This is a genomic window from Streptomyces sp. NPDC029041 (assembly GCF_040637515.1).
Classification (GTDB): Bacteria; Actinomycetota; Actinomycetes; order Streptomycetales; family Streptomycetaceae; genus Streptomyces.
On record NZ_JBEZWO010000018.1, the window covers coordinates 23,064 to 40,241 of the forward strand.

Annotated in this window: 12 protein-coding genes and 2 pseudogenes; 12 read left to right on the top strand and 2 right to left on the bottom strand. The window is 71.6% G+C overall.

The features are described 5' to 3' along the window. Positions 1-30: 30 nt before the first annotated feature. Together AB0F04_RS33580 and AB0F04_RS33585 are read left to right on the top strand one after the other, a co-directional pair. The gene (locus AB0F04_RS33580; RefSeq protein ID WP_362048791.1) at positions 31-963 is read left to right on the top strand and encodes an AraC family transcriptional regulator; all 933 of its coding nucleotides are present in this window, start codon (positions 31-33) and stop codon (positions 961-963) included. Between the two features lie 94 nt (positions 964-1,057). Then, the gene (locus AB0F04_RS33585) at positions 1,058-1,498 is read left to right on the top strand and encodes a MarR family winged helix-turn-helix transcriptional regulator (RefSeq protein WP_362048794.1); all 441 of its coding nucleotides are present in this window, start codon (positions 1,058-1,060) and stop codon (positions 1,496-1,498) included. Positions 1,499-1,656: 158 nt separating this feature from the next. Here AB0F04_RS33585 and AB0F04_RS33590 read toward each other — a convergent pair whose 3' ends face one another. After that, positions 1,657-3,003, bottom strand: coding sequence for a jacalin-like lectin (locus AB0F04_RS33590; RefSeq protein WP_362048797.1), 1,347 nt, complete (start codon positions 3,001-3,003; stop codon positions 1,657-1,659). A gap of 212 nt (positions 3,004-3,215) precedes the next feature. Between AB0F04_RS33590 and AB0F04_RS33595 the strand changes: the two genes are divergently transcribed. From AB0F04_RS33595 to AB0F04_RS33640, 10 genes and pseudogenes are all read left to right on the top strand, one after another. Beyond that, positions 3,216-3,914, top strand: coding sequence for a GntR family transcriptional regulator (locus AB0F04_RS33595; protein ID WP_362048800.1), 699 nt, complete (start codon positions 3,216-3,218; stop codon positions 3,912-3,914). Between the two features lie 173 nt (positions 3,915-4,087). After that, positions 4,088-5,446: an MFS transporter gene (locus AB0F04_RS33600; protein WP_362048803.1), complete on the top strand. Its 1,359-nt coding sequence runs from the start codon at positions 4,088-4,090 to the stop codon at positions 5,444-5,446. Positions 5,447-5,472: 26 nt separating this feature from the next. Beyond that, positions 5,473-6,411, top strand: a complete 939-nt coding sequence (locus tag AB0F04_RS33605) for a transketolase (RefSeq protein ID WP_362048806.1) — start codon at positions 5,473-5,475, stop codon at positions 6,409-6,411. Next, complete coding sequence (locus AB0F04_RS33610; RefSeq protein ID WP_362048809.1) at positions 6,408-7,412, top strand: transketolase C-terminal domain-containing protein; 1,005 nt, start codon at positions 6,408-6,410, stop codon at positions 7,410-7,412. The genes AB0F04_RS33605 and AB0F04_RS33610 overlap by 4 nt, the downstream gene beginning before the upstream one ends. 56 nt (positions 7,413-7,468) lie before the next feature. After that, positions 7,469-8,236 carry an SDR family NAD(P)-dependent oxidoreductase gene (locus AB0F04_RS33615; RefSeq protein ID WP_362048812.1) on the top strand — a complete coding sequence of 256 codons (768 nt, stop codon included), beginning with the start codon at positions 7,469-7,471 and terminating at the stop codon, positions 8,234-8,236. A gap of 101 nt (positions 8,237-8,337) precedes the next feature. Beyond that, a pseudogene (locus AB0F04_RS33620) lies at positions 8,338-8,493 on the top strand (MBL fold metallo-hydrolase); the annotation flags it as partial. Next, a pseudogene (locus tag AB0F04_RS33625) lies at positions 8,490-8,899 on the top strand (nuclear transport factor 2 family protein). The pseudogenes AB0F04_RS33620 and AB0F04_RS33625, both read left to right, overlap by 4 nt. Before the next feature lie 601 nt (positions 8,900-9,500). Continuing rightward, positions 9,501-10,259 carry an SDR family oxidoreductase gene (locus tag AB0F04_RS33630; protein ID WP_362048815.1) on the top strand — a complete coding sequence of 253 codons (759 nt, stop codon included), beginning with the start codon at positions 9,501-9,503 and terminating at the stop codon, positions 10,257-10,259. Continuing rightward, on the top strand, positions 10,256-11,266 hold the full coding sequence (locus tag AB0F04_RS33635; RefSeq protein ID WP_362048818.1) for an aldo/keto reductase: 1,011 nt from the start codon (positions 10,256-10,258) through the stop codon (positions 11,264-11,266). The genes AB0F04_RS33630 and AB0F04_RS33635 overlap by 4 nt, the downstream gene beginning before the upstream one ends. 342 nt (positions 11,267-11,608) lie before the next feature. Further along, positions 11,609-13,978, top strand: coding sequence for a glycoside hydrolase family 95 protein (locus AB0F04_RS33640; protein ID WP_362048821.1), 2,370 nt, complete (start codon positions 11,609-11,611; stop codon positions 13,976-13,978). Positions 13,979-14,027: 49 nt separating this feature from the next. Here AB0F04_RS33640 and AB0F04_RS33645 read toward each other — a convergent pair whose 3' ends face one another. After that, on the bottom strand, positions 14,028-17,063 hold the full coding sequence (locus AB0F04_RS33645; protein WP_362048824.1) for a glycoside hydrolase family 2 TIM barrel-domain containing protein: 3,036 nt from the start codon (positions 17,061-17,063) through the stop codon (positions 14,028-14,030). Positions 17,064-17,178: the final 115 nt, after the last annotated feature.

Sequence of the window (17,178 nt, forward strand, 5' to 3'; positions counted from 1 at the left end):
GTGGTAAATCGAGGACATTCGGAGAGTGCGATGATCGCCCCCGGCCGTGACGCGGACGACCCTTCCCGGGGCGGCGCCATCCCCCGGTTCGACTTCAACCCGCCCGAGGAGCGGATCCCCGGCTTCGAGATCATCGACCTGTCCACCCTGCACGAGCGACGCCGACGCCGGCGGAGTCGGCCGGACGCGGTGCACCGGGTCGACTTCCACACCCTCACCCTCATCACCGAGGGCAGCGGCGAGCACGCCGTCGACTTCGTGACCTACCCCATCCGCCCGGGTACCCTGCTGTGGGTCCGCCCCGGACAGGTGCAGAGCTTCGTGCGGCCGGGCACCGCGAACGGCACGCACCTGCTGTTCACTTCGGCCTTCCCGCCACACGCCAGCAGTGCCGACCGGCTGGTCGGCGACTGGTACGGGGCCACGTGCCGGCAGCTGGGCGCAAGTCCCGAGTACGCCGTGCTGTCCACGCTGCTGGGCCAGTTGCGGGCCGAATACGGCCGGCCGCTGCAGGACGTGTCCTCGGAGATCCTGCAACTGCTGCTGGCCACCGTGCTGTTGCAGGTCGACCGGCTGCCCCACCCGGAGGGTGGCGGCGACCCGCACGCGGGCGGGGAGGTCTACGCCCGCTTCCGCGCCGAGCTGGAGCGCTCCTACGCCACCACCCGGCGCGCCGCCGACTACGCCCAGCGCCTCGGCTACACCGTCAAGACCCTCACCCGCGCCTGCGCGGCCGCCACCGGACAGCCCGTCAAGCACGTCATCGACGGCCGTGTCGCCCTGGAGGCCCGGCGCCTGCTCGCCCACACCGACGAGCCCGTGGCGACCGTCGCACGCCGCCTCGGCTTCCCCGAACCCACCAACTTCGGCAAGTTCTTCACCCGCCACACGGGCATGCCGCCGGGCACGTTCCGGCAGGTGCATCAAAGCCGCCAGGTGACACCCGGCGAGAGTGCGGCCTGATCCGGAGGGATGGCTGCGAGGAGGAAAGGGGTGTCGGAGCCGTGAACGAGCAGGCGGAGATCTCGACGCCGGGGAAGCGGCGAACGACGGCCTGGTGCTGGCCTTCGGCCGGTTGCAGGGGGCGGCGAACCGGCTGGAGTACATCATGGGCCGGGCGCTGGAGGCGGAGTGCGGCGTCAGCCACTTGATGTTCGAGGTGCTGCTGATCCTGGGACGGGCGGGGGAGCCCGGGCTGTCGATGGGCGCCATCGCCCAGGAGCAGGTGCTGACCACGGGAGGGGCCACCCGCCTGGTGGACCGCATGGTGGCGGCCGGTCTGGTCGAGCGGGTCGAGGACCCCGGTGACCGGCGTGCGCGCCTGGTGCGCCTGACCGCGACGGGGGAGGAGACGACGGTCGCCGCGGCCCGTGCGCACGTGGAGAACATCAAGCGCCACTTCCTGGCGCCCCTGCCGGTCGAGGACCGGGAACGGTTCGCCGAAAACCTCCGCGTCCTCAGCCACAGCGCGCGGGACATGCTGCCCCGCCTGCCCTGACGGCGCCGTCAGAGCAGGCGGCGAGCGCACCCCGGCCCCGCCGACGGCAGCCCGCGCGGCCGTGTGGAAGGGCCGGCGTATGGATCCGTCACGCCGGACGGCGGCGACAGCCGGGGAGCCCGTCGCCGCCTGTGTGCCGATGTCGGCTGAGGAGCGCGTCAGCGCTTCGTGTAGATGAAGCCCAGCTTGTCGACCTCGGCACCGGCGCGCCCGTGGAACCCGGCGATCTGCCACCCCGTCGGCGCGGTGCGCGTCACGCAGTCCGACGTGGTGGTCCCCCCGGACAGGCTCCTGCCGAGGTTCGTGGTGAACCTGGCTGAGAAGATCCGTGTGCGGCCGTCCTTCTCGCCCCGGCACAGCTGGGCGGAACTGAGGAACTCCCCGCTGCCCAGGTTCAGGGTCGACACCGTGCCGCCGGTTCCGCCGTGGCTGACGGTCCTGCCGTTGCCGAGCGTCAGCGCGACACCGTCGACCCGGGTGCCGCTGCGCAGCGAGACGCTGACCGGGCGCGCACCCGCCGGCACGGCGTCGATGTCGTTGTAGTAGTCGCCGTGCGGCCCGCCGAACTGGTCGCTGAACTGGAAGTCCGCGGCGCGCGACCAGGAGAAGTCCACCTTGATCGGGTCGTGGTCGGACAGCATGAGCCCGTCGTCGGTGAGGAACTTGGCGTGCTCGTTGTTGTAGGAGGTGGCGTCGAGCGAGACCAGTTTGCTGTCGCGGTACAAGACCTTGTCGACGACTTCGCAGGTGTTGGGCACGGTGGGGCCCGTCTGGTCGCAGACCAGGGCGTCGCTGCCCTTGGCCGGCGGGGTGCCGCCGCGGATGAGCTGGACCCAGGGATCCTTCAGGCCGTTCGCTGCCGCGAACTCGGCGATGGTGTCGCCGGAGCGCGTGTAGCGGGTGTTGGTGTCGCCCATGACGACGACGGCGTTCCCGGCCGAGTGGCTCTTGATGAAGGCCGTCAGCTGGTTGAGGTTGTCCGCCCGCGCGGCCAGGTCGCCGGGGTTCGTCCCGGCGTTGGTGTGCAGGTTGTAGAAGTCCACGTACACGCCCTCGGCGAGCCGCTGGCGGCTGAAGGTGAATCCCTTGGGCGTGAGGCAGTCACCGGAGTCGAACTGGCAGGACTTCCAGCGCACGCGCTCGAAGTCGTCGGTGTCGTAGGGGAGTTTCGCCAGGGTGTTGAGGCCGCTGCCGATCCCCGCACCGCCGCTGGTGGGGGTGCGGTAGGCGTGCGCGGTGTCGCCGGCGTAGAGGAAGGCGTGGTAGTTGAAGTCCTCCTGGACGTTGACGATGTCGTACGGCGCGATCCGCCGGCCGATCTCCGTGGTGGCGGGCTCGCGCGGGGTGGGAGCGCTGGAGATGCTCTCCGGCAGGCCCGCGACGTTGTAGGCGAGGACGCTGAAGGAACCGGACGCGGGGTCGGCGGCAGCGGCGGGGGACGTGTTCGTGATGAACCCGCCGATGGCCATGGTCACCACCGCGATGGCGGCTGGAAGTCGGCGCATGAAACCGGGGCTCCTGACAACGGGAAGTGGGGAAGCGGAACTTACCGTGGGTAACGCAACCGCTTGCCGACTACTCGGTTAAGCGAGACCGAATCTTGACCGACCGGTCCGGACCAGGCGGACGGCCGCGTCGGACAGCAGTGCCGACTGTCAACAGATGACAGGGCGTCCCTTACGATGGGTTTCCCCGGAGCCTGAAGGAGGCCTGGTCTGTGACCGGTCCGACGTTTTCCAGTCTGGCCCGCTCGACGACCCTGCGGGAGCAGGCGCTCCTGACGCTGCGAGCGGCGATCACCAGTGGCCGGTACCGACCCGGTGACCATCTGGGCGAGGTGGAGATCGCGGAGCGGCTGGCCGTGAGCCGCGGGACCGTGCGGGAGGCGCTGCGTCACCTCCAGCAGGAGGGGCTCGTCACCGCCGGCGCCCGGGGCATGCTGCGGGTGTCCCAGCTGTCGCCGGCCGAGGTCAGGGAGTTGTTCCAGGTCCGCGAGGTGCTCGAAGGTCTGGCGATCACGCAGATCATCGAGTCGTCGCCAGGGCCCGAGGCGCTTCGGTCCCTGCGGGAGGCCGTGGCGCGGCTCCACGCCGCCGTGGAGTCGGGTGCGGACCTGAGCGTCAAGGTGGAGGCCGACCTCGCCTTCCATCTTCTGCTGTGTGAACTGTCGGGCAACTCCGTGCTCCTGAAGACCTGGCGCGGGCTCGAGGGGCCGATCCGGGTGGTCGTCATGAGCGCGGCGGCCGAGCGGCGTGAGGTGGCCATGGCGGCGTCGGCTCACCTGCCCCTCGTGGAGGCGATCGAGCGTGGGGACGCGGCCGCCGCGCAGGGTGTTCTGCGCGCCCATATGGCCGCCGCCATCGAGCAGCTCGGAGCCGCGGACAGGGGCACCGGGGACGATCAGGCCGTTCGCTGACCCTTCCCTCCTCTCAGAAAGGCCCACCGGCGACCGCTGGGGGCCTTTTTCGTGGCCAGGGGTTGACACACGCGGACGCACTCCCCAGAGTCGACTCTCGACTGTTAACAGTCAACAGCCAACAGGTGCGGTTCAGGGACGGACCGTTCCGTCAGCGATCAAGGAGGATCGGCATGGCTGCTTCCCCGCCCCCCGGGCCGTCGGCCGAGGGCTCACCCGAGCGCATGAGAGTCGCCATCGGGTGCGGTGTCGGCGCGACCATCGAGACCTACGACTTCATCGGCTTCGGCACGGCCGCGGCGCTCTATTTCGGGGACGTGTTCTTCCCGGACTCCGACCCGCTGTCCGCCACTCTGCTGTCCTTCGCCACATTGGGCATCGGCTTCGCCGCCCGCCCCCTCGGCGGTGTGATCGCCGGCCATCTGGGAGACCGCATCGGGCGCAAGCCCGTGCTGGTCGGATCGCTGCTGCTGATGGGAGTGGCCACCGTCCTGATCGGCTGTCTGCCCACCTACCAGATGGTCGGAGTCTGGGCCCCGGTGCTGCTCGTGGCCGTCCGCATCGTCCAGGGACTCGCCTTCGGCGCGGAGTGGGGCGGCGCCATCCTGATGACCTTCGAGCACGCGCCGTGGCGGCGACGAGGTCTCTACACGGGGATCACCCAGGCGGGCTTCCCCGTCGGGCTGCTCCTGGCCAACCTGGCCTTTCTCCTCAGCAGGCACACCCTGGACGACAACTGGGCCTGGCGGGTGCCGTTCCTCCTGAGCGCCGTGCTGATCGCGGTCGGCATCTTCATCCGGCTCAAGATCGACGAATCCCCGCAGTTCGAGGAGCTGAAGGAGTCCGGCGACGTCGCCAAGAACCCCCTCGGGGAGGTGCTCCGCAAGGACTGGCGGGGTCTGCTGCGGGCCTTCTGCCTCAGGACCACCGAAACGGCCGGATACGCGGTCTCGGTCACCTTCGTCCTGTCCTACCTGAACGACGACCGTGCTCCCGACGTCTCCAGCGCGGTCAGCCTCACCGCGCTGGTGACCGCCGCGGCCCTGGGCATCTTCGCCACGACAGGGTGGGGCCTGCTGTCCGACCGGGTCGGACGCCGACCGGTGTACCTGCTGGGCTGTGCCGTGACCCTGCTGTGGGGCTTCCCGCTGTTCCTGCTGGTCAACACGGGCACCGCCGCGCTCGTCCTGGTCGCCTTCGTCATCAGTTACACGATCTGCCAGAACTCCCTGGCGGGCGTCCAGGGGGCGTGGTTCTGCGAGTTGTTCGCCACCCGGACTCGCACCGCGGGCACCTCGCTCGCCTACCAGCTCTCCGCCGTGGTCTCCGGGTTCACGCCCATGATCGCGACCGCGCTGTACTCCGCCGTCGGATGGACCGGCCCGGCCGTCCTCTTCAGCTTCTACGGGCTGCTCGGCCTCGTCGCCACCGTGCTGACCCGCGAGACCTGGGGAGCACCCGAGCGACAGCAGGCCGACCTGGCAGCCCGGACAGCGCGCGAGACCGCCGCTCCCGCCGCCCTCTCCCACTGACTCCCACCCCCGAAGAAGGAGCAGACGTGGCCTCCACCGCCACCACCACACCGGCTGCCGGTCCGCGGACCGACCCACCCGCGTCGCACGCCGAGCGACTGCGTGCTCTGCGCGAGTCGGCGTACCGCATCCGCACCCACGCCCTGAACATGGCCGAGGTCCAGGGCCAGGGCTACGTCGGACAGGCACTCGGTGTGGCCGACATCCTCGCCGTCGTCTACAAGGACGTGCTCGACCACCGTCCCGAGGACCCGGAGTGGCCCGGGCGGGACAGGCTGCTGCTCTCCATCGGGCACTACGCCATCGCCCTGTACGCGGCGCTCGCGGAGGCAGGGATCCTCGACACCGCGGAACTGGACACCTACGGAAGCGACGACTCCCGCCTGCCCATGTCCGGCATGGCCTCCTACACCCCCGGTATGGAGATCTCCGGCGGCTCGCTCGGCCACGGCCTGGGCATCGCCGCCGGACTGGGGCTCGGCCTGCGCCACCAGGGCAGCCGCGCCCACGTGTACAACCTCCTCTCCGACGGCGAACTGGACGAGGGTTCCACCTGGGAGGCCGCCCTGGCCTGCGCCCACCACGGCCTCGACAACGTCACCGCCATCGTCGACGTCAACGCCCTGCAGGCCGACGGACCGACGAACGGCGTGCTGCGCACCGAGCCCGTCACCGCCAAGTGGGAGGCATTCGGCTGGCACGCGGTCCGGGTCGACGGCAACGACATCGACGCCCTCGTCGCGGCCTTCGACAGCCTGCGCGCCCACCGGGGCTCGCCGTCCGTACTCATCTGCGACACCCGCGTCGGCCGTGGCGTGCCGATGCTCGAGACGCGGGAGAAGGCGCACTTTCTGCAGGTCGAGGAGCACGAGTGGCAGATCGCCCGCGACCAGCTGACCGCGGGATTCCACGCCGCGTGCGCCGACCGGAACGCAACGAACGCACATGAGGAGCACACCGCATGAACGCCGTCGGCGCCCCCGCGACCGGCACACGCCGGCTCACCACCTCCGCCATGATCGCTTCCATCGCGGAGGAGGGTCAGCGCACCACCAAGGCCCCCTTCGGGCACGCCCTCGCCCGGCTCGCCGACGAACGGCCGGACATCGTCGGCCTGTCGGCGGACCTCGCCAAGTACACCGACATGCACGTCTTCCGCGAGGCGCACCCCGAACGCTTCTTCCAGATGGGCATGGCGGAACAGGCGATGCTCGGCGCGGCCGCGGGGCTCGCCGAGTCGGGCCTGACCCCGTTCGCCTCCACCTACTCCGTCTTCGCCACCCGCCGTGCCTACGACTTCCTGTGCCTGGACATCGCAGAGCCGGGACTGAACGTCAACGTCGTCGGCGCCCTCCCCGGATTGACCACTGGCTACGGCCCCAGCCACCAGGCCACCGAGGACCTCGCGATCCTGCGCGCCATGCCCGGTCTGACCATCGTGGATCCGGCGGACTCGGTCGACATCGAGCAGGCCGTACCCGCTCTGGCCGCGCACCCCGGCCCCACCTATCTGCGACTGCTGCGCGGCGCGGTCCCCACCGTGCTCGACGAGTACGACTACACCTTCCGGCTGGGACGCGCCGCCGAATTGCGCGGCGGGCGCGACGTGCTGTTCATCTCCACCGGCCTGATGACCGTACGCGCGCTGTCGGCGGCCCGGGAACTCGAACGCGACCACATCGACGCCGCGGTCCTGCACGTGCCGACCATCAAGCCGTTCGACCGCGAGGCCGTCGTCCGGGAAGCCGCCAAGGGGCGGCTCGTCGTCACCCTCGAGAACCACAGTGTGATCGGAGGCCTGGCCGAGTCCGTCGCCTCCAGCCTGGCCTTCGCCCGGGTGACGGCACGCCTCGTCCCGGTGGGTCTGCCGGACGAGTTCCTCGCGGCGGGCGCGCTGCCCACGCTGCACGACCGGTACGGCCTGTCGGTGGCGGCGATCAAGGATCTCGTCCGCCGTGAACTGTGACACCGAGAGCCACTGAGTCGACGACCGTGAACTCACCGCCCCCGTCAGGAGCCCGCATGACCCCCCAGAACACCCCGCGCACCGCCCTCGTCACGGGAGCCGGGTCCCGCCGCGGCATCGGCCGCGCCACCGCCCACGCGCTCGCAGCCGACGGTTACGCCGTCGCCGTACTCGACCTCGACAAGGAAGCCGCCGAGGAAGCGGCCCGCGACGTGGCCGCCCGCCACGGGGTCGAGGCGCTCGCCCTCGCGGCGGACGTCACCGACGCCGACGCCGTCGACGCGGCCGTCGCGCAGGCGGAAGCGGCTCTGCCACCCATCGGCGCGCTCGTCAACAACGCGGGCATCACCTCGCCCGTGCCGTTCCTGGAGGTCTCGCCCGCCGAGTGGGACAGGATCTTCGACGTCAACGTGCGCGGCGGCTTCCTGATCACCCAGCGCGTCGCCGCAGGCATGGCGGAACGAGGATTCGGACGCATCGTCTTCCTCTCCTCCGTCTCCGCGGAACGCGGGGGAGGGGTCTTCGGCGGGGTGGCCTACTCCGCGGCCAAGGCAGGACTCCTCGGCTTCGCCCGGGCGCTGGCCCGCGAGCTGGGCCCGTCGGGCGTGACGGTCAACTGCGTGGCGCCCGGGCTCATCGACACCGACATCACCCAGGGCAAGCTGGACGAGGCCCGCAAGGCGGCCATGGTGGCGGACATCCCGGTGCGCCGGATCGGGGGCGTCGACGACGTCGCCGAGGTCATCGCGTTCCTGGCGCGCCCCGGCTCCGGATACGTCACCGGTGCCACGTACGACGTCAACGGCGGTTCCCACATCCACTGAGAGGAACTGAGGTCAGGGGCCCGCTGCTGCAGTGGGCCCCTTCTCGCGGCCGGGACGTCCGGGCGGTCGCAGTCCTGGGCGATGCGGCACCCCGCATGGAGTACCTCGTCGCCTTCGAGGACGAGCTCGGCAAGGCGGCCGACGGCGCGGCGCTGACCGACGGCCTCGTCCAGCGCTATCCCGGCAACGGCATGCTGATCGCCGCCCAGATCGGCGCGAAGGTCGCCAAGGGCGAGGTGCGGTGGGGCGGACGATGAGCGAGTTCACCACCTCCACCGCACCCGGCGACGTCGTGCGCCGCCAGTACCCGGCCTCCGCGGCCGGCGACCTGGCCGCCCTGCGCCCCACGCTCGCCCCGACGTGGAGTGGACGGAAATGGCCGGCTTCCCCCTCGCCGGCACCTACCGCACCCCCGAGGGCGTCACCTCCAACGTGATGGAGAAGCTCGGCCAGGACTGGGACGGCTGGGCGGCCGTCGACGACACCTATGTCGTCGACGGCGAGAACGTCGTCGTCCTCGCCCGCTACACCGCGACCCACAAGGGCACCGGCAAGCCGATCGCCGTCCGGGTGGCTCATCGCTTCGTGGTGCGCAGCGGCCTGATCGTCCGCTTCGAACAGTTCACCGACACCGCGCTGGTCCGCGATGCGATGACCTGGTGAGGCACGGCGGCATGGGAGGGGGGCGGCGAAAGCGTTCGTGGACGGTCTTCCGCGGCCCATCTGGGAAGCTGCAGGTCATTCCTCCGATGTATCCAGGGGCACCGCAGGTATGTACGACGGCGTTGCCGACGCTGGCAAGACTCCGTCATCGCTTACTGACATCCCTGTGAGGACCAGGGATGCAACCCGCGCGCAGGGAAAGATATCCGAGGCATCCGTTGCCAGCGGGTTTTCGGTGCGTCTACAGTCGCGCTGTGGCCATACATCCGATGACCGGGAGAGCGCGGAATCCGGCCGCCGCCTCCCTCCGTGAACCGCCCAGGGCAAGGGAAGACCGCGAGTGAAACCGCTGAGAGTCGGCGCCACCGGCGAAGAGCGCCCAGCCCGCACCGACGAGGACCGGCTGCCGGACCTGTCCTCCGTGACCTCCGGCATCGGCGGCGCGTTCCTCGCCTCGGACGGTATCGACCGCGCCCGCGCCGCGGTCGCGGCACCTCGACCCGGGCTTCTCCGCCACCATGAGGGAGCAGTCCATCGCCGCCTACCACTTCCCGCACGGAACTTTCTGGGCCGCCGACCGCGCCCGGCAGGAGAGTGACACATGAGCGAACTGTCAGGACTCGGGGCCCTCGTCACCGGCGGCGCGTCCGGCATCGGGCTCGCCACCGCACACGCGCTGGCCGCGCGGGGCGCGACGGTGGCCGTGCTCGACCTTGAACCGTCCGGAGTGCCCGAACCGCTGCACCCCGTCAAGGCCGACGTCCGGGACGACACCTCGGTGCGCCTCGCCGTGGAGGAAGCGGCCACACACCTCGGCGGTCTCGACATCCTCGTCAACAACGCCGGCGTCGGAGCCATCGGCACCATCGAGGACAACTCCGACGAGGACTGGCACCGCGTGATGGACGTCAACGTCCTCGGCATCGTGCGCACCACCCGCGCGGCCCTGCCGCATCTGCGGCGCTCGGCCCACGCGGCGATCGTCAACACCTGCTCGATCGGAGCCACCGCGGGCCTGCCGCAGCGCGCCCTCTACTGCGCGAGCAAGGGCGCGGTCCTGTCGCTGACCCTCGCCATGGCCGCCGACCACGTCCGCGAAGGCATCCGCGTCAACTGCGTCAACCCCGGGACCGCCGACACTCCCTGGGTGGCGCGGCTGCTGGACGCCGCCGACGACCCCCAGGCCGAACGCGCCGCGCTGAACGCCCGTCAGCCGATGGGCCGCCTGGTCACCCCGGAGGAGGTCGCCGCGGCCATCGCCTACCTGGCGTCACCGGCCGCCGCTTCCGTGACCGGGACGGCCCTCGCCGTCGACGGCGGCATGCAGGGGCTCAGGCTCCGCCCGGCGGCCGGCTCATGAGGACGGCGACACTGGGCAGCACCGGTGTCCGGGTCACCGAGTTGTCGTTCGGAGCCGCGGGCATCGGCAACCTCTACCGCCCGATCACCGACGAGTCGGCCTTCGCCGCCGTGGACGCCGCCTGGGACGCGGGCATCCGCACCTTCGACACTGCGCCCCACTACGGGCTGGGCCTGTCCGAGCGCCGCCTCGGCGCGGCACTGCGCGACCGCCCCCGGGACACGTACACCGTGTCCACGAAGGTCGGGCGGCTGCTGGAGCCGAACCCCCAGGGCGGCAGGGGGGACGACCTGGCGCACGGCTTCGCCGTGCCCGACACCCATCGGCGCGTCTGGGACTTCAGCGCCGAGGGGGTGCTGCGCTCCCTGGAGGCGAGCCTGGAGCGCCTCGGCCTGGACCGCGTCGACGTGGCCTTGCTGCACGACCCCGACGACCACGCCGACCAGGCGTTGGGCGAGGCGTATCCGGCGTTGGAGCGGCTGCGCGGCGAAGGTGTGATCGGGGCGATCGGCGTCGGGATGAACCAGTGCGCGCTGCCCGCCCGTTTCCTGCGGGAGACCGACATCGACGTCGTCCTGCTCGCCGGCCGTTACACCCTGCTCGAACAGGAGGGCCTCGCCGAGGTGCTGCCGGAGGCCACCGCGCGGGGCAGGAGCGTCATCATCGGCGGGGTGTTCAACTCGGGGCTGCTGATCGCCCCGCGGCCCGGCGCGATGTACGACTACGCGCCCGTCCCGCAACCCGTGCTCGACCGCGCGCTGCGGCTGAGGGCCGTCGCCGAACGCCACGGCGTACCGCTGCGCAGCGCAGCCCTGCACTTCCCCCACGGCCACCCCGCGGTCGCGAGCGTCCTGACCGGGGCCCGCTCCGCCGAGGAGGTGCGCGACACCGTGACCCAGCTGCGGCACCCGGTCCCGGCAGCCCTCTGGGACGAACTGCGCGCCGAGGGACTGCTGACCCCGGACACACCGACCCCCGCCGGCACGCCGTCGGAGAAGTCGCCCTGAGGGTCGCCCCGCACGCCGGAGCCTGTGCCGTCCACGGCCCCTGCCTCGAAGCAGGGGCCATCATCGTCATCGCGGACACGCGGTGCATACCTTAGGTCTCACAGCCCGAGAGCCTCGACCGGGCATTCGTGCTCTCCGCCCCGGGCGTCGGCCGCGGTGGTCACCCGAACGGTCCGGAACGCGAGCAGGCCGCCCGTGGCGTCACGGGCGGCCAGCTTCTCGTACCACCCGCACCGCCCTGGCCGGATGGCATGGCACCGGCAGCCACTCCTGCGGCCCCGCGTACAGTCCCGCTACGAGCCCCCACACCCGCCCTGTCAGCCTCACCCTCGGATTCCGCGCATGCTGAAGCTCTGGTACCGCCGCCCCGCCGACGGCTTCCCCCAGTCGCTGCCCCTGGGCAACGGCTCCCTCGGCGCCATGGTGCCCGGTCGCACCGCCCGCGAGCGCGTCGACCTCAACGTCGACACGCTGTGGTCGGGCGGCCCGGCCGACCACAACGACCACGACGCCGCGCAGCACCTGGACGCACTGCGCCGCGCGGTGCTCCACGACCACGACCACCTGCGCGCCGAGGAACTCGCCGAGCGCATGCAGGGCCCCGACACCCAGGCGTACCAGCCCCTGGGCGCCCTGCTCCTCGACCTCGGACATGGTGACGAAGTCGCCGACTACCGAAGGGAATTGGACCTCGCGGAGGCGCTCTGCTCGGTGAGCTACAGCGCTGACGGGGTGCGCCACACCCGCGAGCTGTTCGTCTCCGCCGTGGCCGGCGTCCTCGTCGTCCGGCTGACGTGTGACACACCCGGCGCGCTGTCCTTCACCGCCCGCCTGGAATCCGCCCACCCCGGCGCGGATTCGGGCGCCATGGTCTCAGGACGGGCACCCACCGACGTCGCGTTCCAGGCGACCGGCCCCGATGCCGTCCGTTACGCCGTCGACGCGGGAACCGGGTTCGCGGCGGCCCTGCACATCGTCCCCGATGACGGCACCGTCACCCCCGAACCGGAGACCGGTGGCCTGCGACTGACCGGTGCCACCACGGCCACCGTCCTGGTCGCCGCCGCCACCGGCTTCCGGGGGTGGGACACCGAGCCCGCCGGTCCGCAAGCCGGCCCCGAGGCCGAGGTGGCCGGGCTGCTGGACGCCGCCGCCGAGGTTCCCTACGACCGGCTGCGGGCCGAGCACATCGCGGACCATCGCACCCTGCACGACCGGACCGTCCTCAGCCTCGGCCACGACCGGGCGCTCGAAGCCCTGCCCACCGACGAACGCCTGGCCGCCGTCCGCTCGGGCGCGGACGACCCGGGCCTGACCGCCCTGTTCTTCGCCTACGGCCGCTACCTCCTCATCGCCTCCTCCCGCCCGGGCACCCAGCCGGCGAACCTCCAGGGCATCTGGAACACCGAGATCCAGCCGCCCTGGCAGTCCGACTGGACCACCAACATCAACCTCCAGATGAACTACTGGCACGCCGAGACCACCGGTCTGCCCGAATGCCACGAGCCGCTGTTCGACCTGATCACCGACCTCGCCACGGCTGGGCGGCGCACGGCCCGGGCCTACTACCGCTGCGGTGGCTGGACCGCGCACCACAACGTCGACGTCTGGCGCAGCACCAACCCGGTCCAGGGCGGCCCCCAGTGGGCCAACTGGCCGATGGCGGGCGCCTGGCTGTGCGCCCACCTGTGGGAGCACTACCGCTTCACCGGCGATCGCGCCTTCCTCGCCGACCGGGCCTGGCCGGTGATGCGCGAGGCCGCCGTCTTCCTGCTCGACTTCCTGGTCGAGGACGCCGACGGTCACCTGGTCACCTGCCCCTCCACCTCGCCCGAGCACCGCTTCCGGGTGGAGACACCGGGCGGGCCGGCCCTCGTCGCGACCACCGCCGCCGTCACCATGGACCTGTGGCTCATCGAGGAACTGTTCGGCAACTGCCTCGCCGCGATCGAGGAGCTGGGCCTGGCCGATCCGCTCGCCGACGCCCTGGACAGCGCCCGACGACGGCTGCCCCCGTTGCCGTACCAGCCCGGACACCCCCTCGCCGAGTGGCGTCACGACGCCGTGCCCGAGGACCCGGGCCACCGGCACCTCTCCCACCTCTACGGCCTGTACCCCGGTGACCGGATCGACCCGGAACGCACCCCGGAGCTGTTCGACGCGGCCCGGGCCGCCCTCGACCTCAGGCTGGCGCACGGGGGAGGGGGCACCGGCTGGAGTCTCGCCTGGGTGGTGGCGCTCGCCGCCCGCCTGGGCGACGGCGCCCTGGCCCACCGGAGCCTGCGCGGGCTCCTGGCGGACTCCACCTCCGACAACCTCTTCGACCTGCACCCACCGGAGCTGTTCCAGATCGACGGCAACTTCGGAGCCACGGCAGCCGTCGCCGAGATGCTGCTGCAGAGCCACACCGGCGAACTGCGGCTGCTGCCCGCGTTGCCGGACGCCTGGCCCAGCGGCACGGTCCGCGGCCTGTGCGCCCGCGGCGGCGTCACCGTCGACCTCGACTGGCAGCACGGCCGGCTCTCGCACGCCCGCCTGCACCTCTCGCGGCCCGGCACGTACCGCGTCCGGCTCCCCGCGTCCGACCCGCTCCCGGCTGTCACCGACGACCGTTCCGACAGCGTCGAGACGCGGTGGACCGCGCTGGAGGGAGGCTTCGTCCTCGCCGAGTTCACGGCGCAGCGGGCCACCGTGCACCACGTGCGTTGCTGAGGGGGCGGCCGGCTCCCCGCGTTCACGGACGCCGGGAGCCGGCCGCCGGTCACTCGGCCGACAGTGCGGTGAGTACGAACGTGAAGTCGGCGGGCCTGACTTCGAGCCGGTACCCGGGCAGGACACCCGGTCCGACGGCGCCGGAACCCAGCCCCTGCACGACGTGGTCGGTGTGCAGGTGCACGGTCGGCCCGGCGGTCAGGTCGGTCTGGTGCCGGGCTTGCGCCAGGTGCCCGTCGCTCCACCTGCGGGCCGCCAGGTTGAACAGCTCGGCTCCCTCGACGCGCAGACCGGCGCCCTCCGCGTCGACGATCTCGGCCCAGCGCACATCGGCCCGGTTGCCGTTGTCCTGGGGGCGCACGTACGGCGTCTGCAGCTCGTCGACACCCGCCCGGAAGCGGCCGACCCGGGCCGCCCGCCGGGAGTCGGGGTAGGCCTCACCCGGGCCCGCCCCGAACCAGTCGACCCACGACCACTCCCCGGGCAGTTCCCAGTGCAGGCCGATACGGGCGAGGGACGGCGCCCGGTTCCGGCGGACGAGTTCCGCGTACTGCTCCGGCGGCAGATCCGCTTCCACCATCGACTCCTGGAAGCGGTCGTCCCGCTCGGGCCAGTGGCCGACCGGCTCGGTGTGGACGCGCAGCCGCAGCCGCCGCCCGTCCGTCTCCCAGCGGTACGTGGTGAGGTAGCCGCAGTCCGCAGCGGACGCGGCACTGCGCACCACGACGGTCAGACCCTCCGTGTCCGGGTCGACGGACACCGTCCGATGACGCAGCCGCTGGAGGCCGCGTGCCTCCCAGTACATGGCGTCGCGCTGGGACCACGCGCGGTCGTTGTCGGTCGGCGCCCGCCACAGGGAAAGTCGCGGGCCGTCGAACGCGTGGTCCCCGAGGCCGAGCAGACGTCCGGTGCGCCGGTCGAAACGGGCCGGACCGAGAAGGAGCCGCGCCCCCGCGTACTCGGCGGCCTGCAGCCCGGTGCCCAGTACCGCGCGGACCGCCTCACCACCGGAGGGCGGCAACGGGACCTGGCCCCAGGCCACCACATGCCCCTCGGGGGCCCATGTCGCGGGCTTGGCCAGCTCCGCCTGTACGGTCAGCCAGTGCTCGCCGTCGCCGCCACCGTTCCTGGCCGCGGAGGGGAGCGGGATCTCGGTCTCCTCCCCCGCGTTGAGGTCCGGCGTCGCGAGCGTGCCTTCGTCGAGCAGGACGCCGTCCCGGGTGAGTGACCAGGCGAACCTCAGATGTGACAGGTCGACGAGGTCGTAGCGGTTGCGCACGCGGAGCCGGTCCGGTGTGCTGCCCGGGCCGATGACGACGGGCTCGATGACCTTGCGGTACTCCAGCAGGCCCGGTGACGGCGTGCCGTCGGGGAAGGCCAGCCCGTCGCAGATGAAGTTGCCGTCGTGCAGGTCCTCCCCGAAGTCGCCCCCGTAGGCGAAGAAGGTACGGCCCCGGTCGTCGGTGGTGCGCAGGCCCTGGTCCTTCCACTCCCACACGAACCCGCCCTGGACTCGCGGGTACCGGTCGCACAACTGCATGTACTCGGCCAGTGCGCCGGGACCGTTGCCCATCGCGTGGGCGAACTCGGTGTAGATGTACGGCATACGGTTGCGTGGCTCGTCCGCCGGGTCGCCCTCGCCGTCGGCGGCCGGGTAGAACGTCTCGCCCGGTCGCAGCAGGCCTCGGCCGATGCGGCTCACATTGGCCGGGGTGCGGTACATCTCGCCGTAGAGGTCGACGTAGCGGCCCAGGCGGTCGCCCTCGTAGTGGAGGGGCCGGGACGGGTCCCGCTCACGGATCCAGGAGGCCATCGCTGCGAGGTTGCGGCCGTCACCGGCTTCGTTGCCCAGCGACCAGGAGATGACGCTGGCGTGGTTCTTGTCGCGTTCCACGGTCCGCTCGGCACGGTCGAGGTAGGCCTCACGCCACCGGGGGTCGTCGGAGGGGTTGCCCAGCCAGGGTTCGGGCTGCGTCATCTCGAACCCGTGGGTCTCCAGGTCGCATTCGAGCATGACCCACAGGCCGTACTCGTCGCACAGATCGAGGAACGCCGGGTGGGGCGGATAGTGCGAGGTGCGTACGGCGTTGATGTTGTGCCGCTTCATCGACAGCACGTCGTCACGCATGTCCTCGACGGTGACGCAACGGCCGCGGTCGGGATGGAACTCGTGCCGGTTGACCCCGCGCAGGACCACCCGGCGGCCGTTGACGGTCAGGATGCCGGACTCGGTGACGGCGACCGTGCGGAAACCGATCCGGACCCGGGCCTCCTCGCCGGGCGTGGCGATCACGGCGTCGTAGAGGTGGGGTTCCTCCGCGCTCCAGGGCCGGACCCCGTCGAACGAGAACGTCTCGGTGGCGGAAGCTCCCGTGACCCCGAGCGCGGGGACGTCGATCGTGGCCTCCACGTCCGTGTCCACGTCGATCCGCAGCCGGCCCGCGCCCGTCGCGACGTCGTAGTCGGCGTGCACGAACACGTCCCGGATACCGTCGGCGGGGCGGGCCAGCAGGGACACGTCCCGGATGATCCCGGCCAGTCGCCAGGTGTCCTGGTCCTCCAGGTACGTGCCCGACGAGTACTGGTGCACCCGCACCGCCAGCACGTTGCGTCCCGGCCGCAGCGTGTCGGTCACGTCGAACTCGGCGGCCAGGCGGCTGCCTAGGGTCACGCCGAGCTCCACACCGTTGAGCCAGACCCGCGCGCAGGACTCCACGCCCTCGAAACGCACCACAGCGGGCGTGCCGGCCCACGAGTCGGGCAGGTCGAAGACCCGGCGGTAGTCACCGGTCGGGTTCTCGTCGGGGACGTACGGCGGGTCCAGGGGGATCGGGTGGGGGATGTTCAGGTACACGGGCTTGCCGTGGCCGCGCAACTGCCAATGGGCGGGGACGGGCAGCCGGTCCCAGTCCCCGTCGGGGAAGGCGGGATGCTCGAAGCCGTCCGTCTCGTCGAGTCCGGTGGGCGAGAACCGGAACGCCCAGGGGCCGGTCAGGTCGATCCTCGGTGCGCTCGAGGAGAAGGCGGATCGTGGGCTCGTCCTGCCGTGGCCGGGGGAGAACGCCTCGAAGTAACGCGGGGGCATGATGCTCCTTTTCACGCGTTGCGAAAGTATCGCGGGCGGTCGTGGTGGCGAAGGTGTCCTGCGAGAAGCGTCGTGATCGGCTTTGTGCCTGGTCAGGCGAGTCTCAGTGGTGGGT